The sequence below is a fragment of the Flavihumibacter solisilvae genome, from assembly GCF_000814475.1.
In the GTDB taxonomy this organism is placed as follows: domain Bacteria; phylum Bacteroidota; class Bacteroidia; order Chitinophagales; family Chitinophagaceae; genus Flavihumibacter; species Flavihumibacter solisilvae.
On the sequence record NZ_JSVC01000019.1, the window covers coordinates 71,788 to 97,074 of the forward strand.

Consider the following 25,287-nt stretch of genomic DNA (forward strand, 5'->3'; position numbering starts at 1 on the left):
CTATATTTTTTTTGCCATTTTCGTATAAGTAATTCCGTTATCCTGCCATGTTTCGCCTTCCGGCTCCAGGCCATAGCGGCGGTATAGTTCGATTGCCTCCTCCCGGGCATTGCACCAGATGCGTTTCAGGCCCTTTTCGGTGGCATAATCAATTACTTTTTCAAGCAGCCGGCCACCATAACCTTTGCCCTGTTCATCTTTCAGTGTCGCAAATTTCCTGAACTGCAGTTCATTTTCCTTTTCGAAAAGGGATATTACGCTAACCAGTTTGTCATTCACGCACCAGCCCCAGTGTATAGCATCCTCATCCTGTGGTAATTCAACAAAAGAAATATCCCTGTCAGGATACAGTACTTCGTGCCTGATCCGGTAAACCTCCTGGAGAGAGGGAAACATGACCGTTTCACCCGGCGGGGTTTCAGCTTCTTTCAATTTCGGATGTTTTTAGTTTTTGCTTTCAGGAATGATTCCGCTACTTCCTTCATATCATTCAATACCTGTTCCACATCCAGTTCAGAAGTGCGGTAATTCACGAAAGCAGCACGGATACAGGCCCTTCCGAGATATGTCGAAGGTGTCATAAACACAGTGCCTTTTTTATGTAGTTCCCTCAGGAAGCCCGTAATATTCAATTCCCCTGCATGATCAGGGTGAATGTTGAAGCAAACGGTATTCAGCCGCACCGGTGCTACCAGTTCAAAGTAGCCCGATTCCACCAGTCCTTCTGCGAGCAGGTTTGCCAGCCTGATATCATTCTCAACCAGCCACCGGTAACCTTCCTTACCATAAGCCATTAGTGTGAACCACACAGTTAACGCCCTGAACCGCCGGGAATTTTCCGGCACAAAATTCAGGAAACTGAAATTTTCCGATAAGATGCCCAGGTATGGTGCGGATGAATTATGGAAAGTTTGTGTCTGCAGTTCTGCATGTTCCTTGCGGGTCAGGATGATTGCATTGTCATAAGGAACGTTTAACCATTTATGGAAGTCGACCGTGATGCTGTCTGCATGCTCCCAGCCGTGCACAAGCTGTGCATGACCGGTGGTACAGGCTGCAAATGCGCCAAATGCGGCATCAACATGCAGCCAGCAGTTATATTTCCGTTTCAGCAATGCAAGTTTAGCGATGTCATCAAAGTCCACGCTGTTCACGGTTCCGGCACTTGCAAGTAATATAAATGGTTCCTCGCCGTTTTCATCCAGCACTTGTTGCAGTGCGTCAATATCCATTGCTTCCCTGTCCGGCAGGCATGGAATGGCGATGGTGTTATTGCTCCCGATGCCAAGCATGGCAAGTGCTTTAAGGGAGCTGGAGTGAGCCATTGCCGTATAAATTTTGATATTGCTGCGCAAACCTTCGCGCGCTACATCCACGCCTAATTGCTTCCCGTGCCATTGCCTGGCAACTGCAAGACCGGAAAAGTTTGACATTGTTGCCCCGGTTACAAATCCACCATTAAAATCGTGGGGCAGGCGGAGCAGATCAAGTACCATTTTAACTGTCTGGAGCTCCAGCAGGGCAGAGCAATCGCCAGGACCGCCGACACTCTGGCTGTTCTGATCAAACACACTTACGAGCCAGTCTGCGGCAATTGCGGCGGGCGTAGTACCGCCGGTCACGAATCCCCAGTACCGCGGGCCGGATGATGCTACGATATGAGGCAGGAAAATCTCATCAAAAACATTCTGCGTAGCGTGTGCTCCCATCCCCTCATCGGGAAGTGCCGGCCAGTTTACTACAGGCGCCGGGGCTGTGGACTGGTGCGAGTTCAGATGCTCGAGGTATTCGATACTCATCTGCCACACACCTGCAAGCAGCTCAGGCAATTGATCAATGTCGTCTTTTAGTACAGTATACATAACATGAATTGATCAGAGTGCGAGAAAGTTCCGAAGAATCTGTTCTCCTGTTGCTGCGGATTTTTCCGGGTGAAACTGTACACCATAAAAATTCCCTGACTGCAATGCCGAACTGTACTCCTCAACATAATCTGTAACCGCTATGGTGTGTTCCCCCAGCGCCGCATAATATCCGTGTACAAAATAACAATAAGAGTCGTTGGATATATTGTTAAATAACGGTGATTTTAGCTGTGAAATATTATTCCAGCCAATTTGCGGCACTTTCTCCTTCCCGGTTCCGGGGCGGAATTGCCTGACCTTTTCATTAAAAATCCCCAGGCATTCGGTGTTATTTTCTTCTGAACTGGCACACATCAGTTGCATACCGAGGCAGATACCCAATACAGGCTGCTTCAGATCCACGATTACCTTGTCGAGACCTTTTTCCCTCAGGTAGCGCATGGCACTGCTGGCCTCACCTACGCCCGGGAAAATAACTTTGTCAGCGGATCGCAATAGTCCGGGGTCATCCGTAACTGTCGCTGTGGCCCCGATCCTTTCCAGTGCATACAGGACACTCTGAACATTTCCTGCGTTATATTGAACAATAGCTATCGACATAATGAGAAGATGTAAATAAAAAATCAATCCGTTTGTTTCACCAGGATGGAATCCAGGAAGGACTTTGTACTTGTCCTTACATCATCCGCCCCTTCAAGTGCTTTTATATAGGCAGACCCAATGATAGCTCCATTCGCATATTTCCCCGCTGTTTCGAATGACTGCCGGTCCTTAATCCCAAAACCTACCAGCACGGGATTTTTCAGGCCATAACCTTTCAGTCTTTGCAGGTAGCGGCTGACATCTTCCATCTGTTTGTCACTCCCCGTCGTGGAAGATGAAGAGACAGCGTAAAGGAATCCACTGCTCAACTGGTCCAGCTTCCTAATGCGCTCTTCAGATGTTTCCGGCGTTACGAGGAATATAAAGTCAAGCCCGTATTTACTGACCACCGCGCCATACTCATGTTCAAACTCATAACCGGGAAGGTCGGGCAAAATCAGCCCGCTGATCCCAGCCCGGGCTGCGTCGGAGCAAAATCTTTCAAAACCATATTGTAGCACCGGGTTCATATATCCCATCAGTATAACAGGGATATATATCCGGTCTTTCATCTCAGCCAGTTGCTCAAACAGCCTGCTTATGCTCATTCCGTTCAATAGCGCAATACTGCTGCTGGCCTGGATTACCGGCCCATCAGCCAGGGGGTCGCTGTAAGGCATCCCAAGTTCGATTATATCAGCACCATTCTCCTGTAATGCTTCCATTACTTCCATGGTACTTTCTGCACCCGGATAACCTGCGGTGCAATACACATTCAGGACACCGCTCTGTTTACGGTCAAAGAGATCTTTTAGTTTGCTCATAATTCAATTCCTAAATAAATTAATTAGCTACCTGTCATATCCATTTGCTTCATGTAGGTGGCAAGGTCCTTGTCGCCCCTTCCGCTGAGGCAGATCACAACCTGGTCAGATTCCGTAAGTGACAACTGGTCTATCGCGGCGAAGGCATGTGCGGTTTCCAGTGCGGGAATGATTCCCTCGAGTTTGGCTACTTCAAAAGCAGACCGGATCGCCTCTTCATCAGTGGCGCTGAGGAATTTACCACGGCCGCTTTTAAAAAGATTTGCATGAAGAGGACCAATACCGGGATAGTCGAGACCTGCAGAAATACTGTGAGGCTCTACAACCTGGCCATCGTCAGTTTGCATCAGCAGGCTTTTACTTCCATGCAGGATACCCGGACGACCGAGCGCAGTGGTAGCAGCAGTCATACCACTGTTTATTCCAAGGCCGGCGGCCTCAACAGCTACCAATTCAACACCAGGTTCATCGAGGAAATGGTAGAAAGCCCCCGCGGCATTACTGCCACCACCTACACAGGCCACGACATGTGTCGGCAATTCACTTCCGGTCTTCTCCTTCAGCTGCCACCTGGTTTCCTCGCTGATCACACTCTGCAGCCTGGCAACCATGTCGGGGTAAGGATGAGGGCCAACCACGCTTCCGATGATATAATGTGTGTCCGTCGGGTTATTGATCCAGTCGCGGATGGCTTCATTGGTAGCATCTTTCAGGGTCTTGCTTCCGCTGGTTGCCGGGATTACTTTTGCACCCAGCATCCGCATGCGGGCGACATTGGGCGCCTGGCGTTCAATATCCTTCTCTCCCATATATACTATGCAGGAAAGTCCCATCAGCGCACAAACCGTTGCTGTTGCAACACCATGCTGACCGGCACCGGTCTCTGCAATGATGCGTTGCTTACCGAGCCTTTGTGCAAGCAGGATCTGCCCGATGGTATTGTTGATCTTATGCGCGCCGGTATGACACAGATCTTCGCGCTTGAGATAGATATTGGTCTGGAATCGCTGGCTTAATCTTTTCGCAAAATATAAGGGCGTCGGACGACCGACATAATCACGCAAAAGATCCCGGAACGCTCGCTGAAAGCCCGGTTCGTCGAGGATCTCAAGGTATCGCAATTGTAATTCTTCCACATTAGGATACAGCATTTCGGGGATGTAAGCGCCACCGAAATCACCATAATATCCCTGCGCCGTCGGTAGCCGGAAACTTGAATTGCCTTGCATAATTTATTGTTTCAATTTATCAGTTTGGGGAATGATCAGCTGCAAAAACTTAAGGTCGAGCCAGCGGTCGAACTTAAACCCTACCTGCCGGAAATGAGCCACTTCTTCGAACCCGAAGTATTGGTGCAGCCTGATACTTGCATCGTTGCTGGCATCAATACCTGCAACGATCGTATGAAGGTTCAAATGCCGTGCCGCCTGGATCAGGGGTGGCATCAACAGTTTACCAATTCCTTTTCCGCGCTGATCAGAAGCTACATACACTGAATTCTCGACTGTGTATTTGTAAGCGGCCCAGGCCCTGAATGGCCCGATGGAACTGAACCCTACAATCTTGTCCGCCTCTTCGGCAACAAAAACCGGGAATCCCTGTTCCTGTTTTGTTTCAAACCATTTGCGGCGCATTTCAAGGGTATGCGGATCATAGTCGTATACCGCGGTGGTATTGGCAATGATCTCGTTATAAATCCCGAGTAACTGGGGCAGATCCTGCTCCGCTGCGTTCCTGATTTTTATTTCCATTTATTGTCCGTTAAGCCGGGTGATGAATTGTTTTACCTGCTTAAGATCTTTTACACCCGGACTGGATTCAAACCTGCTGTTTATGTCGATCGCGAATAACCCGTTGGCCTCCGGCTGCTTTTCGAATTCCTTTAAGGCAGTATCATCACCGGGTTCGATTCCGCCACTCAGAAAAAACGGTTTGCCGATATTCTGGCCCTTCAGAAGCTGCCAGTCAAACTTCTTTCCTGTACCTCCATAACCAACTCCCATTGTATCAAACAGGAACATATCACACACTTCCATATAAGGTTTCACCATCCATTCAATACTATCGTTATCGCTTAACCGAAAAGCTTTAACCACCGATACATAATCTGCTATCCGTTCGCAGTATTTCGGAGTTTCATCACCGTGCAGCTGAACCATGTGCAGCCTGCATTCATCCACCATCTGTAAAACCTCATCTGCACCTGCATTCACGAACACACCGACCTTATTGATATTGTTCTCCTTTTTCAGCTGCGATGTATTCAGGTACCGTAATACATAGCGTGGACTTTTCGGGTAGAAGATAAATCCTGCGAAAGTGGCTCCCAGTTCTTCCAGTTTTTCCACCTGGTCCATCTGGGTCATACCGCAAACTTTTACTCTCATAAAGATCTCGGGCTTTTAAGTGTTAATGATGATGGCGCAATCGTAGGTCTGTCACGTACCGGTCATTGTCAGCTGACCGGGAGTCAGGCAAGTGCCTTTTTCATTGACGAAACAAATTGGCGGAAAGCCTCTCCCGGATCCGGGGAACGCATGAAATGCTCACCCACCAGGAAGCCCCTGTAACCATGATCCCTGAAGATCCTGATCTGTTCAATGTCGTCAATCCCGCTTTCCGCAACTTTTATCGTTGAAGCCGGGAGTTTGCCTGCGAGTGCCAGGCTCCTGCCGGTATCAACGGTAAAGGTCTTTAAATTCCGGTTATTGATCCCCACAATGGGTGTAAATTCACTTACATGCTGCAGCTCATCCTCATCATGCAGTTCGAGCAGCACTTCCAAACCCAGATCATTAGCCGCTTTAGCCAGCTGTTGCGTCCGTTCGGGCGACAGGCAGGCGGCAATGAGAAGAATCACATCGGCTCCCATCGCACGTGCTTCCGTCAGCTGGTATTCATCGATGATAAAGTCTTTCCTGAGGATCGGTACCTGGTTGATCCGCGCAGCTTCAAGGTCTGCGGTGCTCCCGCCAAAAAAATGCTCATCTGTTAAAACGGAAAGTGCAGCTGCGCCGTTCTGCGCATAGGCTGATGTCACCTGTACTACATCAGCTGTGGCATTGATAACTCCTTTTGACGGAGATCTGCGTTTAAATTCCGCTATAATCCCTGTCAGCTGATCATCCAGGAGGAAAGCGGAAAGAGATAATGGCTTCCTGACAAAGGCCGGCGACTGCTCCAGTTTTTTAATCGGGCAGGCGGACTTCCTTTCCTCCACTTCCAGTCTTTTGCGTGCAATGATGGTATCGAGAATATTCATTTTCCCTGTTTCTTATTGTAATGCGATCAGATTATCGAGGCTTTGTTTCGCTTTCCCGCTTTCCAGGCTGTCCACTGCTGCCAGGTAAGCATCCTCATATGAAGCATATCGTTTTGTGCTGAAGAGGGCCATTGCCGCATTGGCTATCACCACTGCATTCTGCGCCCATGTACCGTTGCCTTCCAGGATTCTCCTGAAGAGCTTTGCGGCTTCTTCGACGGTATTTCCACCGTAAATATCGGACTGTTGCACCATTCTCTTGCCCAGTTGCTGCGGAGTGAAAAGCTGTTCACCGTCATTCGTGATCACTTTGGTATCGGATGTCAGTGAAATTTCATCATATCCATCCAGGCTGTGAATAATAGTGAACTGGCCGCCTGTCTGCTGCAGCAGGTAATTATAGATCCGGGCCATTTCAAGGTTGTATACTCCAACGAGCTGGTAAGCAGGATCAGCAGGGTTCACCATCGGGCCAAGCATATTAAAAAAAGTACGCATCCCCAGGTTCTTACGGATATGACCAACCGCTTTCAATGCAGGGTGGAAAAGCGGGGCATGTAAGAAGCAGATATTTGCTTTATCGATTTCTTTGCGAAGGGAATCATTTTCATTCTTGAACCTGTATCCCAGCTGCTCCATCACGTTTGACGCACCGCTTATGGAAGATGCACCATAGTTCCCATGCTTTGCCACTTTCTGTCCTGCCCCTGCCACGATAAAACAAGCCAGCGTGGAAATATTGAATGTGTTCTTTCCATCACCACCGGTTCCGACAATATCCAGCACTTTATCGCCATTGAGTTTTACCGGTACGCAAAGTTCGAGCAGGGCATCGCGGAATCCCTGCAACTCTTCAATGGTCACGCTGCGCATCAGGAATACGGTCATAAATGCCGTGATCTCATGTTCATTAAACTGCTGCCGCCCAATTCCCAGCAGCGCATCTTTAGCCATCTGCCTGCTAAGCGATTTATGTTCAAATAAAAACTGTAAGATTTTTTTCATGTTCTTCACTTAAGCTGTAACCAGTTACGCAATATTTTTTCGCCGTCGGGTGTAAGGACACTTTCCGGATGGAACTGAACGCCCTGTACATCATATGTTTTATGACGCATAGCCATGATCTGGCCATTCGCGTCCACGGCTGTCACTTCAAGTTCTTCAGGTAAATTGTCAGCGTTCACCACCCAGGAGTGGTATCGCCCGACTTCAATTGTCTGCGGAAGACCGTCAAACAGGTCATTCGAAGTTTTTTTGCGCTCCTGCCCCACTTCAATGGGTGTTGCCACACCATGGTAAACATCTGCAAGGTTCAGCAGTTGCCCGCCGAAGGCTTCGCCGATCGCCTGGTGTCCCAGGCAAACGCCAAGGATTGATTTGGTGGAAGCGTAGCGGCGGATTAGCGGAAGCAGCAAACCCGCTTCCTCGGGAATACCCGGACCTGGAGAAAGTATTATGCGGTCGAACCGGTCCACCTCATCGAGTGAGATCTGGTCATTCCGGTATACCTCAACTTTTTCCTTAGTGATCTTTTCAACGAGGTGCACCAGGTTGTAGGTAAATGAATCGTAGTTATCAAAAACGAGGATCTTCATAAGGCGTTATTTAACCGATTGTACCGGCGAGTTCGAGAGCTTTTTTAAGGGCACCAAGTTTATTGTTTACTTCTGCGAGTTCGCTGTCCGGGTTGCTCGCAGCTACCACGCCTGCACCGGCCTGGTAGGTAAGGGTATTGTTCCTGCTGAGAAATGTCCTGATCATTATCGCATGATTGCAGCTGCCATCAAACCCCATGAATCCTATGGCGCCGCCATAATAACCACGGTCGGTGGGTTCAAACTCATTGATCAGCTGCATAGCCCTGATCTTGGGAGCACCACTCAGTGTGCCCGCAGGAAAGGTTTTGGCTATGAGTAAAAAAGGATTGGTACCGGGGCGTACACTGCCCGTGACTTCACTTACGAGGTGAATGACATGCGAGAAATATTGCACCTGGCGGTAATGGGTCACCACCACATCATCGCAGAGTCGGCTCAGATCGTTACGGGCAAGATCTACCAGCATCACATGTTCTGCATTTTCCTTCGCATCTGCTAATAATCTTTCAGTTTCCTGCCGGTCCTTTTCTTCATCACCACTTCTTCTGTAAGTTCCGGCAATGGGGTGAACCACTGCCTTACCGTTGGAAATAATGAGTTGTGCCTCGGGGGATGATCCCATCAGTTTATAGTCACCATAGTCAAAGAAGAACAGGTATGGTGAAGGATTGATACTTCGCAGTGCCCGGTACACATTGAACTCATCTCCTGTGAACGATTGCTGGAACCTGCGGCTGAGTACGATCTGGAAAACGTCGCCACGATGACAGCTACGGATCCCCTTTCTTACCATTTCCAGGTAATCACCATCAGGCATGTTTACTTTTTCCACGCCGTTAACGGAGAAAGGATATACCGGAACATCTTTGCTCCTGATCAGGGATTCCACAACAGCCAGTTCAGATTCTAACCCATTGATCCGGTTTTCACAGAGATACAGTTCATCCTTGAAATGATTGATCGCTATCACATACTGGTATAAGCGGTATCGCATCAGCGGAATGGCAGTCGACAGGGTGCCATTTGTGTGTTGAGGAAGTGTGACAGTATCGAAAAACTGCACGGCATCGTATGTGGTATAACCGTAAAGGCCCTGAGCGTAACGTGCTGCCTTATGCGAAGAAGGCATAAGCTCAAATCGTTGCATAAAACCCCAGAGTTGACCGGGCACTTCAGCGGGATCTTTGATTCCTGCATTCTCCGGTTGCTGCCCGGGGAATTTGTATTCGATACTTTCGAGTGAGCTGATTTCCATTCCTGCAATTGCATTGATGCAGATAAAGGAATAGCTGTTGTCTGACGCATGGTGGTCTGTGCTTTCCAACAGGATGGTATCCCGGAACCTGTCCCTTAACCGGAGGTAAATACCTACGGGAGTATATACATCTGCCAGCATTTGCTTAACGACCGTCTCAATCCTGATCTTTTTCGATTCGCCTGCCATATTTAAGTTTTCTCTTTTCGGCAATAAAAAAGCCCCGATGTAGTATCGGGGCCTGTTAATATGTTTAAAATAAACAAAGTAATGACATTACAGCACCCCTGAAGAGTTTGTATGCCACCACCACTGAATATTTTGAATGTTTTTAATCATGCATTACAAATATGCAGCAGCAAATCGAAATGAACAAAATTATTTTAGGTAGCTTACTGAAAATTTCAATTATGCTCATCCAACATACACACAATGAAAGCAAAGGGGTTTTCTTCGTGGGACAGGATGGTGCAATCCTTGCAGAATTGGTTTACACCATGCCCTCTTTCGATAAAATGATCATTGAACATACTGAAGTCTCCGAAGAGCTGAAAGGCGAAGACGTGGGTTACCACCTGGTGGAAACGGCAGTGGAATATGCCCGAACGCACCATCTGCATATCATCCCTTTATGCCCGTTTGCCAACGCGGTGTTCAAAAAAAAAGCAGATTACCGGGATGTGCTTTTTGAGTTCGGGACCTGATTGAATGTCAAAAAAACTTATTCATGGAAATAGTCATTTTTGGAGCCACCGGCAAGGTGGGAAGACACCTGGTAAGCCAGGCGTTACTCAGGGAAATGAAAGTAAGGGCATTTGGTCGTAATGTTCACCAGTTGCCGGACAAGGATCCCAAGCTGGAACTGGTGAAGGGAGGTGTTTTTGATGAGTCGGAAGTAAGGGATGTAATAAGCGGCTGCAATGGCGTTTTAACTGCCTACTCAGGAAATTCCGATAACAATGACAAAACCCTCACGGTCGGGATAAAAAATGTCATTGCCCAGATGAAAAAGACCGGGGTAACCCGGATAATCGCGCTCGGCGACCATTCCATCCTCAATGCCCCTGAAGGAGGACTTTTTCTTGAGCGGGAAGATTTTCCGGAAGAGGACATGCATCTTGCCCTGGAAAACCAGCAGGCCTGGCAGTATCTCAAGACCTCCGGACTGACCTGGACGATCATTTGCGCACCAAAGATCGAGGAAGGTGATCCTACGGGAAAATATATCACCGAAGCTGATTTTTTCCCGGAGGACGCCCGTTCAAAGATCTATTCCGGAGATCTCGCCCTGTTCATGCTGGAAGAACTGGAAAAGAACCGCTTCCCCAACCAGCGGGTCGGAATCGGATTAGTCTGATCCAAAAATTACAACACTCCTTTTGTCGACGGCAGGTAATTGCTGACGGGGTCACGTTTTACTGCCATGCGGATCGCTTTTGCAAATGCCTTGAAGATCGCTTCTATTTTGTGATGTTCGTTGTCTCCCCTGCATTCAATGTTCAGGTTGCATTTTGCCGCATCACTGAATGATTTGAAAAAATGGAAGAACATCTCTGTGGGCATCTCGCCTATTTTTTCCCGCTGAAAGCTAGCGTTCCATACAAGCCAGTTGCGACCGCCAAAATCAATGAGCACTTTTGCTTCTGCATCATCCATGGGTAATGCAAAGCCGTATCTTTCCATACCACGTTTATCTGCAAGTGCTTTTGCAAAAGCTTCGCCAAGTGCAAGGCCTGTATCTTCAATAGTATGGTGTTCATCTATATGCAGGTCTCCACGGGTATGCACAGTCATGTCGATCTTGCCATGCCTTGCGATCTGGTCGAGCATATGGTCGAAAAAACCCAGACCTGTGGAAATGTCTGACTTACCACTTCCATCCATATTCAATTCAACCCGGATCTTTGTCTCATTGGTATTGCGCTCATGCGTCACCTGGCGAAGTCCAAGCTTCAGGAAGGAATAGATCTGCGACCAGTCTGTTGTTTCCAAAGCAACAACGGAAGACCTTAATGCGTCTGCTTTATCACTGATCTCTGTACCGCCGAGCTGCTGGTCAAGGTTCAGCCAGATGGCCCTGCAGCCGAGATTTTTTGCAAGCTGTACATCAGTGATCCTGTCGCCGATCACAAATGAATTTTCCATATCGTAATCCGGATTTCCAATGTACCTGGTAAGCATTCCGGTACCGGGCTTCCGGGTGGGAAGCTCTTCATGGGGAAAACTGCGATCGATCAGTACATCGCTGAAGTGAATGCCTTCACCTTCGAGACTCTTCATCACCAGGTTGTGAAGCGGCCAGAAGGTGTTTTCAGGGAAACTGTCTGTTCCAAGCCCATCCTGGTTGGTAACCATCACCAGCTCATAGTCAAGTTCACGTGCGATCCTGCCCATATACTCAAACATACCGGGGTAAAAGGTCAGTTTATCAAATGAATCCAATTGATAGGTAGGCGGTGCTTCATTGATCAGGGTGCCATCGCGGTCAATAAATAAAACTCGTTTAGCCATCGGGGTTATTTTAATGCATTCAATAATTCATCATTTTCTTTTTCTGTTCCAACAGTAATGCGAAGACAGTCGTCGCACAATACCACGTTACTCCGATCACGGACAACAATGCCTTTATCCAGTAAACTTCGGTAAATACCTTTTGCATCGTCAACTCTCACCAGCAGGAAATTAGCATCTGATTCAAATACATGCTTAACTACCGGCAATGCAGCAAGCGCGGTTTCCAGTCTCTCCCGTTCGCGGACGATCACCCGGATCATATCATTCACCTGCCCTACTTCCTCAAGAGCCTTCAGTGCAAGCTCCTGGGACGCCTGGTTGATATTGTATGGAGGCTTGATCCTGTTCATGACCTGAACTATTGCTTCGGATGCAAAAGCCATCCCGATCCTGAGCGCCGCAAGGCCCCAGGCTTTGGACAGTGTCTGGAGAATGACCAGGTTGGGATATTCAGGAAGTTCTGAAGTGAGGGAACGCTGGCGGGAAAAATTAATGTAGGCTTCATCAACCACAACAATTCCGAAGTAGTTGTTCAGCAGGATCTCAATGTCTTCCCGGACTAGGGAGTTCCCGGTCGGGTTATTTGGAGAACACAGGAAGATCATTTTCGTATGTTCATCAATGGCTTCTTCGAGTGCAGGAAGGTCGAGTTGAAAAGCCGGGGTAAGCGGTACTTTCTTCACCTTCACGTTATTGATACCGGCACTGACTTCATACATGCCATATGTCGGGGGAACAATAACTATGTTATCCAGGGCCGGCTCACAAAATGCACGGATCAGGATATCGATACATTCATCACTTCCATTCCCCAGGAAAATCTGCTGCGCAGGAATTCCCTTTACGGAAGACAATTTCTCTTTCACCGCCAGTTGTAACGGATCGGGATAGCGGTTGTACCATTTGGGAAGTGGCGATCCCAGTGAGTTTTCATTGGCATCGAGGAAGATCCTGGCCTCACCTTTAAATTCATCACGTGCTGAAGAGTAAGGAACCAGTGACCTGATATTGGGACGGATCAGTTCATCAAGATTGAACATGACTACAATTTTTTTAGTTATTAATTCTTACTTCCACGGCTCTCGCGTGTGCCGCAAGTCCTTCTTCATAGGCCATAACTGTTACAGTTTTGGCTATGTTCTTCAATCCATCATCACTGAGCTGTTGAAAGGTTATCTTTTTAACGAAGCTGTCAAGGCTAACCCCACTGTAAGCCGTTGCATATCCATTGGTCGGCAGGGTATGATTGGTGCCACTTGCATAATCACCGGCACTTTCAGGCGAATAGTGCCCGATAAAAACAGACCCGGCATTGATCACTTTAGCAGCAAGACTTTCAGCCCTTTCGCAACTGAGTATGAGGTGCTCTGCAGCATACCTGTTGAGCAGGTCCATCGCCTCGGCTTCATGCCTGACAAGAATGATACTGCTGTTTGCAAGTGCACCTGCAGCTATGTCTTTGCGTGGAAGTGAATTCAGCTGGTTGCTGATCGACTCCTGAACGCGTCCGATCAGTTGTTCACTTGTTGTAACCAGGATCACCTGGCTGTCAATCCCATGTTCGGCCTGGCTAAGAAGGTCTGCAGCAACAAAGTCCGGGTTGGCTGTGTCATCAGCGAACACGGCAACTTCACTTGGACCGGCAGGCATATCGATCGCAACACCGGATTGCTGCGCCAGTTGTTTCGCAGCCGTCACAAACTGGTTACCGGGACCGAAGATCTTGAAGACAGCAGGAATGGAAGCGGTGCCATAGGTCATTGCTGCAATAGCCTGCACGCCGCCCACTTTAAAGATCCGATTGATCCCCGTAAGCTGTGCTGCATAGATCACTGCGGGGTGAAGATTGCCCTGTTTGTCCGGTGGCGAACAGAGGATTATTTCCCTGCAACCCGCGATCATGGCGGGAATTCCCAGCATCAGCACTGTTGAGAAAAGCGGCGCGCTGCCACCAGGTATATAGAGGCCGACTTTTTCAATACCCACAGCAGACCGCCAGCAACGGATACCCGGCATTGTTTCTATGACTTCCGGTTGTTGCACCTGCGCTTCATGGAATCTGCGGATATTTGCCGCAGCCTGTTGCATGGCTGTTTTCAGCTCTGCAGAAACTTTTTGTACAGCAGCATTTATTTCATCACCGGTGATTTCGAAATGATCGACAGTTATGCCGTCAAATCTTAGGGTATAGTCCCGCAGCGCATCGTCGCCCCGCTGCTTTACCTGGTCCATAATTTCCTGTACGGTTCCCCTAAGACTGGAGTGATCCAGGACAGGCCTGCGCAAAATACTTTCCCACTCCGGCTCCGTGGGATATTTAAATACTTTCATGTCAGATGATCATTTTTTCGATGGGAACAACCAGGATGCCCTGTGCACCTGCGGCTTTGAGCTGTTCAATGATATCCCAGAACTGGTTTTCGCTAAGAACGCTGTGAACACTGCTCCACCCGGGTTCAGCAAGCGGCAGAACGGTCGGGCTCTTCATTCCCGGTAATAATGCGATGATCTCGGACAGTTTATCATTTGGCGCATTCAGCAATACATACTTATTGTTCTTGGCCTTTTTTACTGCGCGGATCCGGAACAAAAGCCTTTCGAGGATCTGGAGTTTATTTTCATCGAGCCCCTGGTTGCGGATCAGCACCGCCTGGCTCCGCAGAACAGTATCAACTTCTTTCAGGCCATTCATGAACAGGGTGGAACCACTGCTTACCAGGTCAACGATAGCATCGGCAAGCCCGATCCCGGGGGCAATCTCCACTGATCCACTGATCTCATGCAGTTCTGCCTGTACACCGTTTTCAGCCAGGAACTTCTGCACCAGCACAGGATAGCTGGTCGCAATACGTCTGCCGTTCAGATATCCGACACCGTTATAGTCGTCTTTCCTTCCGACAGCGATACTCAGGCGGCATTTGCCGAACCCGAGCTGCTCAACGATGGACACCTTTTTATTCTTTTCAAAAACCACATTCTCTCCTACTATGCCGATGTCAGCTACAGCGTCCTCTACATACTGCGGGATATCATCGTCGCGCAGGAAATAAATTTCGAGCGGAAAATTCTCCGCTTCCGTTTTAAGTTTATTGATGCCGTTCTTAACATCAATTCCACAGTCTTTCAGCAGTTTCACCGAATCTTCATAGAGACGGCCGCTTTTCTGGATGGCGATCTTCAGTTTCTGTTCCATATCAGGCTTATAAAAGAAAAAGGGCTTACCTGTGGTAAGCCCTCAAATGTTTTTATTTATGTACGCAAAACATCATCCGCTTACCGCGATTGCAGCAAATGATGATGATGGTGTTTTTGCGTGATTTGTTTCATATTGGTTGCAAAAATATACGTGTAGCAGGTAAACAACAAAAAAAGTTTGCGGCAGCTTATTTTTGCAGCATGATGACTACTATCGGTACTGATATACGAATGGCGGCTGAACTCCTGAATGCAGGTAACCTGGTAGCTATTCCAACCGAAACAGTATATGGGCTCGCAGCAAATGCGCTGGATGAATCCGCAGTGGTAAGGATCTATTCTGTAAAGAACAGGCCACAATTCAACCCGCTGATCCTGCATGTGGCAAACATCGGGCAACTGGAAAAACTGCAGCTCCGGTTACCCGCAGCAGCACAGCAACTGGCGGAAAGGTTCAGCCCGGGCCCGCTGACCTATGTCATTCCCACCTCCCCGCTGATTCCCGGAATCGTTACCGCGGGCACACCTGCGGTTGCGATCCGCATTCCCCAGCACCCGCTCACGCTTGAGTTGCTGCGCCAGCTCGATTTCCCGCTCGCTGCTCCCAGTGCAAACCCTTCGGGGTACGTGAGCCCGACTACTGCGCAGCATGTGGCCGAACAGCTGGCGGGTAAGGTATCCTATATCCTGGACGGAGGTACCTGTGAAGTTGGACTTGAATCCACCATCATCTCATTCCTGGAAGAGAAGCCCAGGTTATTGCGTTTCGGCGGAATGCCTGTTGAAGCGATCGAAGCGGTAATAGGAAAAGTTGACTTGCCTGAAAGTGGGTTTGTAGATAACCCGGTTGCACCCGGGATGCTTGCGCGACACTATGCCACGAGGCATCCCCTTTTACTCGGCGACGCTGCAGACCTGGTCAGCAGGGCCCGGTCGCAGAACCCTGGAACGCGCATCGCTACCATTTCACTGAGCAGGACTTTTAATGCAATTCCGGCCACACACCAGTTTATCCTGGCTGAGGATGGCAATCTTGAAGAGGCTGCGAGAAAACTGTTTCATGCCATGCGACTGGCTGATACGATGGACATAGACCTCATCATCGCCGACAAATTCCCAGATTCGGGGTTGGGAAAAGCCATCAACGACAGGTTGAGAAGAGCATCCACACCTGACTGACCAGAATTAACAGGTCACTTAGAAACAATAGAAATATATTGAGAAAAAATATCCGTTCATGCCCCTGCGTTCAAGCATATTGATGTTGTTGCTATCGTTTTACTTCTACCACAGTATTGCCCAACAAAAGCATGCGGGCCAGGCGGACAACAATACCCAAAAGATCGACAGCATTGCCTTTCACCTATATACCGACAGCCTGAAAAAAGGGGTGTACAATTACATAAATGTAGATGGGCTGCAGTCATCGGGCAGATGGATACCGCTTACTGCCCAGGATATCCGGCTCTCCTGTGATTACGGCCGCTTTGAAGGCAATAACCTGATCATTGATTCTTCATGCGGCCGGAAGATGGTGAATATAACAGCAGTGTATAACCGCAATCCTTCGCTCAGCAAATCCATTACAGTTTATATCAAAACGCTTCCGGACAATGAGCAGTTAAAGACGAAGGAGCAGATCCTTGAAGAAATGAGTGGAAAGAAAAAGAAGAGAAAGAAGGGCTGACCATTCAGTGGGCGCCTCCCTTCCCTTCCTTTAAATTATCAGAGTTTTTTTGCGTCTTCGAGGAATTTCGCCAGTCCGATATCTGTCAGCGGGTGTTTCAGCAGACCGAGGATCGAATCGAGGGGGCAGGTACATACATCAGCTCCCAGTTCAGCACATTTGATAATGTGGTTGGGATTGCGGATGGAAGCCGCAAGGATCTCGGTTTTATATCCCTGGATCCCGAAGATGTTGGCAATTTGCCCGATGAGTTCAGTTCCTTCCCAGCCGCTGTCATCAACACGGCCAATAAAAGGGGAAACATAGGCTGCGCCGGCTTTTGCAGCCAGGATTGCCTGTCCCGCAGAAAATACAAGCGTACAGTTCGTACGGATGCCGTTATCGGTGAACCACTTGATCGCTTTTACCCCATCCTTGATCATCGGAACTTTCACAACGATATTTGGGTGAATGGCGGCAAGCTTCTTGCCTTCTTCCACGATACCGTTAAATTCTGTTGAAATCACTTCGGCGCTGATGTCGCCATCCACCATTTCACAAATGGCTTTATAATGATTTACAATATTCTCTTCTCCACGAATTCCTTCTTTTGCCATCAGGGAAGGATTGGTTGTAACCCCGTCCAGGATGCCCAGTTCATTCGCTTCCTTGATCTGAGCCAGGTTGGCGGTATCAATAAAAAATTTCATGTTAAAAATTTTGACGCTGACGAAGATATGAAAAAGGAAAACGGGAAAATTAAAAACGAAGAAAGGGGGGAAAAAAATGGCAGGCTGATTACATCGCACCGCTACAACCGCTTACCCTTGCTGTCTTCCGACCCTGGGGGAGTTCAGCAGGAGCTGGCCGTGTAAGACCTGCCGGGCGCAAAGATAAGGTGCGGAGAAAACCCGGCAAAAATAAATCTGATATTTTTCATCTTGGCCTTCCTGCGAGTGAATTGATCCTGCTGTATGCTACGAGTTCATCAGCCCTGCCGCCGATTGAGCGGTAATAGACGAGCACCGTGTAACTGTTTTCGGTTTCCCAGTAATTTCCTTCGGTGAGATCCATTGAAAACCATGCTTTATTCCCCTCTCCTTCCAACAGCGCATAGCCGTAATCGTAATATCCCTGTTTCAGCCAAAGTGAAGTTTCATATACATTAAGTTCCTTATTGAAGATCATTTTAGCCTGCGGATCCTTCCCGTAATTAGTGAGTTCGCCGAACAGGTAAAGATCTTTGCGGAAAGGCATTCCGCCTGGTGGCCGGTAACGGAAATATACAGTTGCGTAATCGCCCTGCCAGTAAGGATTCATTCCATCGAGCGTTTCATTATAATACATGCCGTTGGCGTCACGAAAAAATACAAATCGCTGTGAGGCACGGTCCGCATCCGTTTTTACGTAAACATCAGTGTGATCCTTTCCGTAAGATGCGCTGTCAACCCGGTCGCTTTGCAACCTGAAGCTGCGGAGATCCAGCCACCGCCACTCCTTCCCTGCCGGAAATACTGCATCCTGTTCGGTATTATATTCCAGGATCTGCTGACGGATGAATGTTGGCCGGAGTGCTGTTTTTTTGTTATCCCAGCGGTTATTCTGCAAAATGAAAACAGAGATCTGCTGCATAGCATTAACCAGATTCAGCTTTTGTGCATTCACGGTAAAGACGATTTTCTGGTGGGTCTGGAAAAGCTGGTTATTGTACGGTTGCTGCACCTGTACGCCAATAGATGCCTTTTCATCCACAACAAGTACCCTGCGCGTGAACGCCAGTTGATTGGGATCACCATTAAGGAAGACCTTCAACAGGTAGTTGCCGGATCTTGAAGGACCGCTGCTGCGGTCAGGCAGTATCTGCGTATAGTGCGTGTAGCGGGTCAGTGCAACAGAAGAACTCCTGTATGTAATAATACGTTGCTGGGTAAATCCGCGGATATAGTCCATCGGGCTGAGATTGGCAACGCTCCAGTCGGCATTGCAGAGCTGCCAGGTATAGGAGTACGCTTTTGTGCCGGCTTCACGGTCATCGAAGTGAAGCTCCAGCTGGTCTGAACTTCCAAGCCGGATCACGGGATAACCCAATGGGTTGCCCACAGTATGCAGTTTAACGTTCTGGATATTGTTCAGGTAAATGACATCTGCTTCCTGGGCCAGCACCATGGTGACGGGCAACAGGAAAATGAGGGCCGGCAGCAGGATCAGGCGTATATGCTTTCCTATCATAATACAATGCTACAAATTGCCGGCGGTTTTAACCACGATTCTGGTTTATATTTGCCCATTAAAATCATCTTGATTGAAGATCGCCGGATACATTGCCCGCAGGGTGGCCTTTAACCCGCAGAAATCCTTTTCCCGATTTATCATCCGGCTCGCGATTGCCGCCACTACCATCAGTGTAACGGCAATGATCATTGCACTGGCATTCACAAACGGATTCCAGCATGCGATCAGCCAGAAAATTTTCAGTTTCTGGGGTCATATCCGCGTCCAGCATTATGAACCGGAAAAGGTAATCATCGCCGAAGAGTTTCCCATTGCAAAAAATGACACGGTTCAGCAACTTGTAAATACCGTCAGTGGCATAGAGCATATCCAGGCCTATGCAACGAAAAACGCGATCCTGAAAACCGCTGAAAGCATTGAAGGAATCCTGTTCAAGGGCGTGGAAAAAGACTATGATACAGACAGGCTGAAAAGTTTCCTGAAAGAAGGACGCTGGATGCAATTCCCTGACAGTGGTTACAGCAACGATATTGTATTGTCAACCTACACAGCAAGCCAGCTGAACTTAAAAGTAAATGACCCCATTCTTATTTACTTCATCCAGAATGACGGTTCAGCGCCAAGGGTACGAAAGCTGAATGTTTCCGGAATTTATAAAACGGGAATAGAAGACTACGATAAACTTATTGCACTAGGCGATATCAGGCTGATCCAGCGGCTGAACAACTGGAGCCCTGACCAGATAGGCGGATATGAGATCTTCCTCAAAGATTACAGGAAAATGGATACTTTGAATGAAACGATCTTCAACCACCTTCCCGCATTGTGGAACAGCCGCACAATCCGGGAAATCTATCCCAACATCTTTGACTGGCTGGCATTGCAGGACAAAACAATCTTAATAGTACTGATCATCATGATCATTGTTGCCGTGCTGAATCTCATTACCTGCCTCATTATCCTGGTGCTGGAAAGAACGAGGATGGTCGGTGTTCTTAAAGCGCTGGGAGCATTTAACGGAACCATCCAACAGATCTTTCTCTATCATGGTGCAGTGATCACGCTGACAGGTATACTCATGGGAAATATCCTTGCATTCCTGCTGATGTTTTTCCAGGACAGGTATGGTTTCATCAATCTTCCCGAGGACATGTATTACATCTCGAAGGCAGAGGTCAGGATAGTCCCCTGGCATATTTTAGCTGTAAATGCCGGCACTTTCCTTATCTGTATACTCGTGTTACTAATTCCCACATTGATCATCCGGCGGATCCAGCCGGTAAAAGCGATTCAATTTAAGTAAGACCGGAAGTTGGTCGATAAGTGAATAAGTCAATAAGTGAACGAACTACCTGGCGAGGTGAGATAATAAAATGCCAGTGGCTACTGCGGCATTGAGGGATTCGGCTTCACCAATACGCGGGATGGTGACGAAACTTTTTAACGCAGCCATCAGGTCAGCCCTGATACCTTTGGACTCATTTCCGATGACCAATGCCGACGGACCATGCGGCTTAACTTCCTGCATCGGCAGACCCCCGAGCGTGGCCGCATAAAAAGTACGGTGCGCATGCTGCTTCACATATTGCAGGAGGTTAGTATACGTCACTTCTACCCTGCCGATACTTGCCATGGTACTCTGGATGACCTTGGGATTGAAAGCATCTGCGCAATCCTCGCTGCAAACAACCTGTGTTATGCCATACCAATCTGCGATCCGGATAATGGTTCCGAGATTCCCCGGATCCTGGATCCCATCAAGCAGCAATTGCCAGCCGCCAGTATTCGTAACAACATGCGGTTTATAAAATATTCCCAAAACCTGGTTTGGTGTCTTCTGGAATGAAAGCCTTTCAAGGTCTGCTTCATCGATAGTAACGGACCATGGTTCATCCTTCCATTTGTCTGCAAATGCCCACCACTCCGAAGTCCCATACACCTGCTTAACCCTGATATGACTCATCCCGATCAATTCTCCAACGATCTTTGGTCCTTCAGCAACAAAGACATCTTCTTCATCCCTGAATTTTTTGTGGCTCAAACTTTGGATATATTTGACCTGATTTTTTGTAACCATCACCAATTTTATATTTTCCCGGGCAGCCTATGCGAGCAAGTATAACCAACACGTACATCCGTAATTATTATTACCGGATGCTCATTTGGTTACCGATGCTGCTGGCTTCCGGATGCAAGGTTATAAAAAATTACAACCCTGATAAACCTTTTGTTTATAAAACCGACATCAGGCTGGTTACCAAAATGCCGCTGACTGACAAGGCAAACCTTCTCAGCAGGATGGAAAACCAGCTTGACGACAGCATCCGTGTGCCCTGGACGCGGAAAGCGTTTTTGAAAAGGGTACTGGATAAACCCCATGTTTTCGACACCAGTTTTGCCGTGAAGTCTGTGCAGTATCTCAATGACCTGCTTCGGTCTAACGGGTTCATGTATGGGGCGGTTACGTGGGACAGCAGCATGCGGGTGGTTCGGGACCGCAAGCAATCCCGCAAGAAAAAAACCGGCATTTACCAACACCGGGTCACGGTTAATTTCCATGTCGAAACCGGCAAACAGTTAAAGTTTGATTCGGTAAGTTATGTCTTCAGGGACTCAAACCTGCAGGCACTTGCACTGGTAAACATCCAGGAATCGCTGATCAAAAAAGGCGAGCCTTTTACCAAGGAAAAAATTGCCCGGGAGCTTGACAGGCTGCTCCTGATTTACCGCAACAACGGCTACCTCAAGATCAGCAGGGAAGATATTTACGCGGAAGTAGATACGGTGGTGGCCGGACTCATAGACCCGGGACTAGACCCTTTTGAGCAGATCCGCCTGCTGGAAGAAGTGCGGCTCAGGCGGGAAAATCCACAGATCGATGTCAGCTTCCGGCAACGGGGAACCGAAAACCCGGTCCACCTGCACCAGTTCAGGATCCGCAACGTCCAGATTTACCCCGACCGTTCACTCGTACTGGATACCATACCGGTGTATAAGGACACGATTATAAGGAATGGCATTACGATCCTCCGGAACAGCAGGGTCTTCAAATCCAGCTTCCTTACAAGGAATAATACTCTTATACCGGGCAGGATTTACAAACTCAATGACGAGATCCGGACAAAAAACAACTTCGGGCAAATGAGCGCGCTGCAAACACTGGATTTGCAGCTCTTCCCGGTTGACAGCATTTCCGTTGTGGACGCCAGAATAAACCTGTACCCGGCAAAAAAGCAAAACGTCAATGTTGATCTCGAAGCCAGCAGGAACGCGTCTGATGTGGTGACTACCAGTAACCTTTTTGGCCTCGGTGTCACTTTCGGCTACCGGAATAAGAATGTGGACAAACAATCCATCCTCTCCAATACAAATCTTAGGTTCGGTATAGAACTGGGTAACCAGGGACAGTTCATCCAGACCTTCCAGACCAGCCTGAGCCAGAGTTTCGCGATCCCGAAATTCGTGGCGCCCTTCCGCATCAAGGCTGAGAAGAACCTGGTTTCTGCCAAAACCATCCTTAACGCGAACGGTTCTTTTACAGACCGACGCGATTTTTATGCGGTACAGTCGATCAATACTTCCATCGGCTACGACTGGATAAATAAAAAGAACCGCAACTGGTTTTACAGCCCCCTGAATATTGAGTTTGTGCGGGTATTCTCAACTGACAGCCTCGAAAACCTGTTCGACAGTATCCCGAACCTGCGCAATTCATTTAACGACGGGCTCATCATCAGCCAGTATCTCATCCTGCGGAATTCATGGACAAAAGGGAACAAACTTTTTACCTTAAAGATCCAGACGGAAGAGAGCGGTGCGCTATTCGGACTTGTGAAATCATTTGACCTGCAGGGTCGGCTATCAAGGTATGTAAAAGCGGATGTGGATTTCCGTTATTATGTTACGCACCCGAGAAGTTCCTGGGCGTTCAGGATCTTTACCGGTGTTGGTGTTCCCTATGGCCAGCAGGTAGATACACTCGGTGTCGTCTCGAAGGAGACCAATTTGCCATTCTTCAAATCGTATTTTGCCGGTGGCCCCAGCAGTATGCGTGCGTGGCAGGTCAGGCAGCTGGGACCAGGTTCTTCGCAGATCTTCGAAAACACGAATGCAGACCGTTTTGCCGATGTACAGTTTGAAGCAAATGCCGAATACCGGTTCAATATTGGTGTGTTGTTCGGCATCAATGTAAAGAGTGCATTGTTTACCGATATCGGGAATATCTGGTACAGGAATAACCAGGGGGATCCGGAACTTGATAATGCGGTATTCAAATTCAATACCTTCTACCGGGATCTTGCCGTTGCCGGTGGTACCAGTCTTCGTTTTGACTTCTCGTACTTCCTGATCCGCTTCGACTGGGCGTACAAGCTGAAAGATCCTTTTTTCTCCTATAATAACAACGGGTGGTTCTATGGCGACAATATGAAAATCGGGAAGGGCCAGTTCCAGCTCGGGATCAATTACCCGTTCTGATACTGTTTCCTGGTATCGCCAATCATTTTCTCAGCCTTTTCAATGGTCAAGGCATCGCTAACCAGGAATTCACCGATGCGTGTACGCCTGAGACTGCTCAGGTATCCACCGCAACCTAATGCGGCGCCGAAATCATTTGCAAGACTACGGATATAAGTGCCGGTTGAACAAACTACACGGAAGGAAACAACAGGCAGCGATATATCGGTGAGTTCAAAAGTGCTGATGGTAACCTGCCGCGGTTCCAGTTGTACGTCCTGCCCTTTCCGGGCAAGTTCATAAACCCGTTTGCCATTGATCTTGATCGCGGAATGAATGGGAGGAACCTGCAGTATGGTTCCGGTGAACTGTTGCGTTGCAGCTTCAAGTATGGCCTTATCGATACCGGAATAATCCATGGAATTCACCGGCTCGCTTTCGAGGTCAAACGTAGGTGTAACCGCACCGATTGTAATGGTGCCTGTATACTCCTTCTCCCGGGCCATATATTCATTGATCCTTTTAGTAAACTTTCCTGTGCAGATGATCAGGAGCCCCGTTGCGAGCGGATCCAGGGTGCCGGCATGGCCCACCTTTTTTATTCCCACCATATTCCTGATCTTCCTGACTGCGTCGAATGAAGTCCAGTCCAACGGTTTGTCAATCAATAAAACCTGTCCTTCCGCAAATGGATTGTTTGGAGCCTGCTGCACAAAAAAATTTTGGCAAAGGTACGTATCGGAATTAAGGGGCGGGGGAAGTTTCAATCGCTTTTTTCAACTGCTCCCAGTTGCTTTCCAGTTTCGGGGTCATATCGGCTTCACCAGGATGTTCCGCTACAAATTTAAGGGCATGGACGCGCCTCTCTTCGGTGAGCGGGTGCGTGCTCAAAAAGCCGGGAAGATGCACGTCTTTTTCTGCTGCCTTCAGCCGGTCCATCAGCATTACCATGCCTTGCGGGTCTATGCGGTTGCTTAACATCCGGTGCATTCCCTGTTCATCAGCTTCTTTTTCGAGCGACCGGGAATAGGAAAGGCTGCGTAAGGCATTTGCCCTTCCGGCGATAACGCCACCAATAGATCCCAGGTCCCCGAAGACCATGCTCAACACAAAATTCCCCGTAAGCTCCTGCAACATATTGCGCAGGCTGTGGCGTTCATTAATATGAGATGATTCATGCCCGATCAATGCTACCAGTTCTTCAGGCCTGGTCATCTGCTGAAGTATTCCTTTATACACGACGATATGACCGCCCGGAATTGCAAAGGCATTTACATCCTTATCATCCACTACCGTAAACTTCAGGTTATACTTTTCGCTCATCCGTAACTGGGCGGCAAAATCAGTCAGCAGGCCGGATGCCACGGTATCGATAGTGGCATCCTTCAGCATCGCATCAAAAATCATCTGGCCGAGCTGCGCTTCTTTCTTTGGAGAGATGAGCCTGATGCCGATTCCCGAAATCCCACTCACCACCACGTAATACATGGTGATGGCAAATAACAGGAATCCAGTCAGCAGCAGTGGCACTTTCAGCCGGCTGAGGCTTACCGACCACCTGCTTTTTCCATAGCCGGAAAGCTTAAGCAGTTCCGGCAGCGAAAAATGTTCAGCAGGCACTTCGATCTCACTGCCATCGCCAACCGAAAAAAGTGCCGACTCCGCATTTTTTTCAAGCACACTGAATTCCTTGTAAGGGTAAGCTGCTATGAAGGCATTCGAACCCGCATCGTATAAGTGTACAGCATTGTTGAACAGCAGGATCCTCACTTCCCGTGATGATTCCGGACCAGGGGGACTGTATCTGACAATGGTGGTATCTGGCATCACAACAAAGTT

26 protein-coding genes and 1 other RNA gene are annotated in these 25,287 nt (G+C 48.3%); 6 read left to right on the plus strand and 21 right to left on the minus strand.

Translation table 11 applies throughout. From position 1 onward, the window contains the following. The 11 genes from OI18_RS16710 to OI18_RS16760 form a co-directional block, all read right to left on the minus strand. Positions 1-432: a GNAT family N-acetyltransferase gene (locus OI18_RS16710; RefSeq protein ID WP_082038014.1), complete on the minus strand. Its 432-nt coding sequence runs from the start codon at positions 430-432 to the stop codon at positions 1-3. Further along, a complete protein-coding gene (locus OI18_RS16715; protein WP_039141876.1) occupies positions 429-1,862 on the minus strand; it encodes a pyridoxal phosphate-dependent decarboxylase family protein in 1,434 nt (477 codons plus the stop codon). Before OI18_RS16715 ends, OI18_RS16710 begins: the two co-directional genes overlap by 4 nt. 12 nt (positions 1,863-1,874) lie before the next feature. After that, entirely contained in the window at positions 1,875-2,465 is a 591-nt protein-coding gene (gene hisH, locus OI18_RS16720) for an imidazole glycerol phosphate synthase subunit HisH (RefSeq protein ID WP_039141877.1), read from the minus strand. 23 nt (positions 2,466-2,488) lie between these two features. Then, the gene (gene trpA / locus OI18_RS16725; RefSeq protein ID WP_052273317.1) at positions 2,489-3,271 is read right to left on the minus strand and encodes a tryptophan synthase subunit alpha; all 783 of its coding nucleotides are present in this window, start codon (positions 3,269-3,271) and stop codon (positions 2,489-2,491) included. 23 nt (positions 3,272-3,294) lie between these two features. Next, the gene (trpB, locus tag OI18_RS16730; RefSeq protein ID WP_039141879.1) at positions 3,295-4,500 is read right to left on the minus strand and encodes a tryptophan synthase subunit beta; all 1,206 of its coding nucleotides are present in this window, start codon (positions 4,498-4,500) and stop codon (positions 3,295-3,297) included. A 3-nt stretch (positions 4,501-4,503) separates the two neighbouring features. After that, positions 4,504-5,022, minus strand: coding sequence for a GNAT family N-acetyltransferase (locus tag OI18_RS16735; RefSeq protein ID WP_039141881.1), 519 nt, complete (start codon positions 5,020-5,022; stop codon positions 4,504-4,506). After that, the gene (locus OI18_RS16740; RefSeq protein WP_039141882.1) at positions 5,023-5,658 is read right to left on the minus strand and encodes a phosphoribosylanthranilate isomerase; all 636 of its coding nucleotides are present in this window, start codon (positions 5,656-5,658) and stop codon (positions 5,023-5,025) included. 83 nt (positions 5,659-5,741) lie between these two features. Beyond that, positions 5,742-6,533, minus strand: coding sequence for an indole-3-glycerol phosphate synthase TrpC (trpC, locus tag OI18_RS16745; RefSeq protein WP_039141884.1), 792 nt, complete (start codon positions 6,531-6,533; stop codon positions 5,742-5,744). 12 nt (positions 6,534-6,545) lie between these two features. Then, on the minus strand, positions 6,546-7,538 hold the full coding sequence (gene trpD / locus OI18_RS16750) for an anthranilate phosphoribosyltransferase (RefSeq protein ID WP_039141885.1): 993 nt from the start codon (positions 7,536-7,538) through the stop codon (positions 6,546-6,548). A gap of 5 nt (positions 7,539-7,543) precedes the next feature. Next, positions 7,544-8,128 (minus strand): anthranilate synthase component II, encoded by a 585-nt coding sequence (locus tag OI18_RS16755; protein WP_039141886.1) that lies wholly within the window; start codon positions 8,126-8,128, stop codon positions 7,544-7,546. Positions 8,129-8,138: 10 nt separating this feature from the next. After that, positions 8,139-9,575: an anthranilate synthase component I family protein gene (locus tag OI18_RS16760; protein ID WP_039141887.1), complete on the minus strand. Its 1,437-nt coding sequence runs from the start codon at positions 9,573-9,575 to the stop codon at positions 8,139-8,141. A gap of 221 nt (positions 9,576-9,796) precedes the next feature. Between OI18_RS16760 and OI18_RS16765 the strand changes: the two genes are divergently transcribed. Together OI18_RS16765 and OI18_RS23895 are read left to right on the plus strand one after the other, a co-directional pair. Further along, on the plus strand, positions 9,797-10,090 hold the full coding sequence (locus OI18_RS16765; RefSeq protein ID WP_039142231.1) for a GNAT family N-acetyltransferase: 294 nt from the start codon (positions 9,797-9,799) through the stop codon (positions 10,088-10,090). 23 nt (positions 10,091-10,113) lie between these two features. After that, positions 10,114-10,743 (plus strand): NAD(P)-dependent oxidoreductase, encoded by a 630-nt coding sequence (locus OI18_RS23895; protein ID WP_052273318.1) that lies wholly within the window; start codon positions 10,114-10,116, stop codon positions 10,741-10,743. Between the two features lie 8 nt (positions 10,744-10,751). Here OI18_RS23895 and hisB read toward each other — a convergent pair whose 3' ends face one another. The 4 genes from hisB to hisG are packed head-to-tail and all read right to left on the minus strand — an operon-like array spanning position 10,752 to position 15,093. Then, positions 10,752-11,897, minus strand: coding sequence for a bifunctional histidinol-phosphatase/imidazoleglycerol-phosphate dehydratase HisB (gene hisB / locus OI18_RS16775; RefSeq protein ID WP_039141888.1), 1,146 nt, complete (start codon positions 11,895-11,897; stop codon positions 10,752-10,754). A 5-nt stretch (positions 11,898-11,902) separates the two neighbouring features. Continuing rightward, positions 11,903-12,940 (minus strand): histidinol-phosphate transaminase, encoded by a 1,038-nt coding sequence (gene hisC / locus OI18_RS16780; RefSeq protein WP_039141889.1) that lies wholly within the window; start codon positions 12,938-12,940, stop codon positions 11,903-11,905. 13 nt (positions 12,941-12,953) lie between these two features. Beyond that, positions 12,954-14,231, minus strand: a complete 1,278-nt coding sequence (gene hisD / locus OI18_RS16785) for a histidinol dehydrogenase (protein ID WP_039141890.1) — start codon at positions 14,229-14,231, stop codon at positions 12,954-12,956. Between the two features lies 1 nt (position 14,232). Then, positions 14,233-15,093 carry an ATP phosphoribosyltransferase gene (gene hisG / locus OI18_RS16790; protein WP_039141891.1) on the minus strand — a complete coding sequence of 287 codons (861 nt, stop codon included), beginning with the start codon at positions 15,091-15,093 and terminating at the stop codon, positions 14,233-14,235. 203 nt (positions 15,094-15,296) lie between these two features. Between hisG and OI18_RS16795 the strand changes: the two genes are divergently transcribed. Both OI18_RS16795 and OI18_RS16800 read left to right on the plus strand, forming a co-directional pair. Continuing rightward, positions 15,297-16,274, plus strand: a complete 978-nt coding sequence (locus tag OI18_RS16795) for an L-threonylcarbamoyladenylate synthase (protein ID WP_205410066.1) — start codon at positions 15,297-15,299, stop codon at positions 16,272-16,274. A gap of 58 nt (positions 16,275-16,332) precedes the next feature. Beyond that, on the plus strand, positions 16,333-16,782 hold the full coding sequence (locus tag OI18_RS16800) for a hypothetical protein (RefSeq protein ID WP_052273319.1): 450 nt from the start codon (positions 16,333-16,335) through the stop codon (positions 16,780-16,782). A gap of 38 nt (positions 16,783-16,820) precedes the next feature. Here the strand turns inward: OI18_RS16800 and fsa are convergent, their stop codons facing one another. From fsa to OI18_RS16810, 3 genes are all read right to left on the minus strand, one after another. Then, a complete protein-coding gene (fsa, locus tag OI18_RS16805) occupies positions 16,821-17,471 on the minus strand; it encodes a fructose-6-phosphate aldolase (RefSeq protein ID WP_039141892.1) in 651 nt (216 codons plus the stop codon). Positions 17,472-17,545: 74 nt separating this feature from the next. Next, positions 17,546-17,645, minus strand: an RNA gene (ffs, locus tag OI18_RS24295) — signal recognition particle sRNA small type. A gap of 52 nt (positions 17,646-17,697) precedes the next feature. After that, positions 17,698-18,990, minus strand: coding sequence for a type IX secretion system plug protein (locus OI18_RS16810; RefSeq protein ID WP_052273320.1), 1,293 nt, complete (start codon positions 18,988-18,990; stop codon positions 17,698-17,700). Between the two features lie 73 nt (positions 18,991-19,063). Here OI18_RS16810 and OI18_RS16815 point away from each other — a divergent pair, with 73 nt between their 5' ends. Then, positions 19,064-20,296, plus strand: coding sequence for an ABC transporter permease (locus OI18_RS16815; RefSeq protein ID WP_039141893.1), 1,233 nt, complete (start codon positions 19,064-19,066; stop codon positions 20,294-20,296). A 45-nt stretch (positions 20,297-20,341) separates the two neighbouring features. Here the strand turns inward: OI18_RS16815 and OI18_RS16820 are convergent, their stop codons facing one another. Continuing rightward, positions 20,342-21,070 carry an RNA methyltransferase gene (locus OI18_RS16820; protein WP_039141895.1) on the minus strand — a complete coding sequence of 243 codons (729 nt, stop codon included), beginning with the start codon at positions 21,068-21,070 and terminating at the stop codon, positions 20,342-20,344. 29 nt (positions 21,071-21,099) lie between these two features. On the opposite strand from OI18_RS16820, the gene OI18_RS16825 reads away from it, so the two are divergent. After that, complete coding sequence (locus OI18_RS16825) at positions 21,100-23,469, plus strand: BamA/TamA family outer membrane protein (protein WP_039141896.1); 2,370 nt, start codon at positions 21,100-21,102, stop codon at positions 23,467-23,469. On the opposite strand, the gene truB is transcribed toward OI18_RS16825, so the two are convergent. Both truB and OI18_RS16835 read right to left on the minus strand, forming a co-directional pair. After that, the gene (truB, locus tag OI18_RS16830; RefSeq protein ID WP_039141898.1) at positions 23,457-24,161 is read right to left on the minus strand and encodes a tRNA pseudouridine(55) synthase TruB; all 705 of its coding nucleotides are present in this window, start codon (positions 24,159-24,161) and stop codon (positions 23,457-23,459) included. The two genes, OI18_RS16825 and truB, sit on opposite strands and share 13 nt — an antisense overlap. A gap of 31 nt (positions 24,162-24,192) precedes the next feature. Further along, positions 24,193-25,275, minus strand: a complete 1,083-nt coding sequence (locus tag OI18_RS16835; protein WP_039141900.1) for a M48 family metallopeptidase — start codon at positions 25,273-25,275, stop codon at positions 24,193-24,195. Positions 25,276-25,287: the final 12 nt, after the last annotated feature.